This window comes from Oerskovia sp. NPDC056781 (assembly GCF_042789955.1).
Classification (GTDB): Bacteria; Actinomycetota; Actinomycetes; order Actinomycetales; family Cellulomonadaceae; genus Oerskovia; species Oerskovia rustica.
The window spans coordinates 1-2,747 of the sequence record NZ_JBHUAD010000352.1; the positions used below are offsets into that span (position 1 = coordinate 1).

Genomic DNA, 2,747 nt, shown 5'->3' on the forward strand with positions numbered 1-2,747 from the left:
GGGGTAGAGGCTGCGGCTCTCTACCTCGACGCGAGACCACTCTCTCGACGGCCGGCGCCAGCCGGACCGTACGGACGGTCAGTCAGCCGGCGGCCCCTCGGCGACCTCGGCGTCCGAGTCCTCGGGCTCCGGCGCGTCGCCGACCGCCGCCGGTCCGCCCGCGAGGAGCGCCACGAACCCCGCCTCGTCGAGGATGCGCAGGCCCAGGTCCCGGGCCTTGGTCTCCTTGGAGCCCGCGTTCTCCCCCACCACCACGTAGTCCGTCTTCTTGGACACCGACCCCGAGGCCTTGCCCCCTGCGGTGAGGATCGCCTCCTTGGCACCATCGCGCGAGAACCCTTCGAGGCCTCCCGTGACCACGACGGTCAGCCCCGCGAGCGGGCCCGTCGGCTGCTGGCGGGCACCGGGGCCGGGGTGACCCGGGGTGTCGAACCGGACGCCGTCCTGCTTCCAGGTCTCGACGATCTCCCGGTGCCAGTCCACCTCGAACCAGGCGAGCACCTCGTCGGCGATGACAGGCCCGACGCCCTCGACCGCCGCGAGCTCCTCCCGGCTCGCGGCCCGGATCGCGTCGAGCGACCCGAACCACTCCGCGAGGGCCCGGGCGGCGACCGGCCCGACGTGCCGGATGTTGAGGCTCACGAGGATGCGCCACAGATCCTTGGTCCGCGCGATCCGCAGCTCGTCCACGAGCGTCTGCGCGGTGGTCGACGGGCCGTACACCGGGAAGTCCTTGCGGACGCCCGCGGCCCGGCGCTCGGCGGGGGTCGCGTCCTCGAACCCCGGCGGGTAGGTGCGGGCGGCGACCTTCTGGAACGGCCGGACGACCTTGGCCAGCAGCACCGAGCCGTCGGACATCTCCACCTCGCCCGACTCCCCCACCCCTTCGAAAGGCCGGGGCAGCCCGGTCTCCGGGTCGCGGACGACGACACGGATCGGGGCGAGCTGATCGACCGTGAGCCCGAACAGGTTCTTCTCGGTGCGCAACGGCGGCTCGGCAGGCTCGTAGGGCTGCGTGAGCGCGGCCGCGGTGACCTCGCCCAGCGCCTCGACGTCGAGGCCGCCGCGGGAGCCGATGTGCTCGACGCGCCCGCGGACCTGCGCCGGGCAGCTCTCGGCGTTGGGGCAGCGCAGGTCGACGTCGCCCTCCTTCATGGGACGCAGCGGCGTCCCGCACTCGGGGCACTCGGCCGGCATGACGAACTCCGTACGCTGCACGCCGTCCTCGCGCAGCGCGACGACCGGCCCGAGGATCTCCGGGATGACGTCCCCGGCCTTGCGCAGCACCACGACGTCGCCGATCAGCACGCCCTTGGCGCGCACGACGTCCTGGTTGTGCAGCGTCGCCTGCCGCACGGTGCTGCCCGCGACGAGCACGGGCTCCATGACGGCGTACGGAGTTGCCCGGCCGGTCCGCCCGACCCCGACCTGGATCGCGAGCAGGCGGGTGTTGACCTCCTCGGGCGGGTACTTGTAGGCGATGGCCCAGCGCGGTGCGCGGCTCGTGGCCCCGAGGCGGCGCTGGAGCGCGAGCTCGTCGACCTTGACGACGATCCCGTCGAGCTCGTGCTCGATGTCGTGCCGGTGCTCGCCGAAGTACGCGATCATCTCCTGCACGCCCGCGAGCCCGTCGACGACCCGGTTGTGCGGCGAGACGGGGATGCCCCACTGCTCGAACAGCGCGTACGCGTCGGACTGGCGACCGAGCTCGGCGTGCTCGCCCTCCTCCCACTGGAGAGCCCCGACGCCGTGCGCGTACATGCGCAGGTTGCGGCTCGCGGTCACGGCCGGGTCCTTCTGGCGCAGGGAGCCGGCCGCGGTGTTCCGCGGGTTGGCGTAGGGCGCCTGCCCGGCCGCGACGAGCGCCTCGTTGAGGGCCGCGAAGTCCTCGACCCCCAGGAAGACCTCGCCCCGGACCTCGATCACCGCGGGGTGCGTGGCCGGGTCGCCCGCGAGCTGCTGCGGGATGGTCGTGATGGTACGGACGTTGGCCGTGACGTCCTCACCCGTGCGCCCGTCGCCACGGGTCGCCGCCCGGACGAGACGCCCCCGCTCGTACAGCAAGGCGATCGCGAGGCCGTCGATCTTGACCTCGCACAGGTACTCCACGGGGGCCTCGGACGAGACGCCCAGATCCCGGTGCACACGCGCGGCCCACGCGGCGAGGTCCTCCTCGGAGAACGCGTTGTCGAGCGAGAGCATGCGCTCGAGGTGCTCGACGGTCGCGAAGCCCGTCGCGGCGCGCCCGCCGACGCGCTGCGTGGGCGACTCGGGGGTCTGGAGGGCCGGGTGCGCCGACTCGAGCGCCTCGAGCTCGCGCATGCGGGCGTCGTACTCGGCATCGGACGACACGGGGGCGTCGGCCTCGTAGTAGGCCCGCTGGTCGGCCTCGACCTGGGCGACGAGCTCGGCCCAGCGGCGCTGGGCGCCGGCCTCGTCCAGTGCCGGGGCGGCATCGGGGGCGACAGCGGTGTCGGAGGCCGCGGCCGCGAGGGCCGTGCTCGTGCTGTCGGGGCTGGCTGCGGGGTGCGGCGGGGTGGCGTCGTTCACGTGCCCATCATCGCTCGCCCCACCGACAGCCGCGCGTCCCGCCGGCGGCGCGTCCTGCCGGGTGGCGCCGCTCGCCCGCGCCCACCGACCCACCTCGGGGACCCGCGCCGGGGGCGCACGAGGTGGGCTCCGCCGTCGGGCACGGCAGGCGTCCCCCACCTGCCCGGACGCCGAGCAGCGCCCCCGCGCTGGAGGAC

General features: G+C 74.5%; 1 protein-coding gene. It reads right to left on the reverse strand.

The window, feature by feature from the left end:
* Window positions 1-78: 78 nt before the first annotated feature.
* The gene (ligA, locus tag ACFRCR_RS18230) at window positions 79-2,550 is read right to left on the reverse strand and encodes an NAD-dependent DNA ligase LigA (protein WP_377679569.1); all 2,472 of its coding nucleotides are present in this window, start codon (window positions 2,548-2,550) and stop codon (window positions 79-81) included.
* Between the last annotated feature and the right edge of the window lie 197 nt (window positions 2,551-2,747).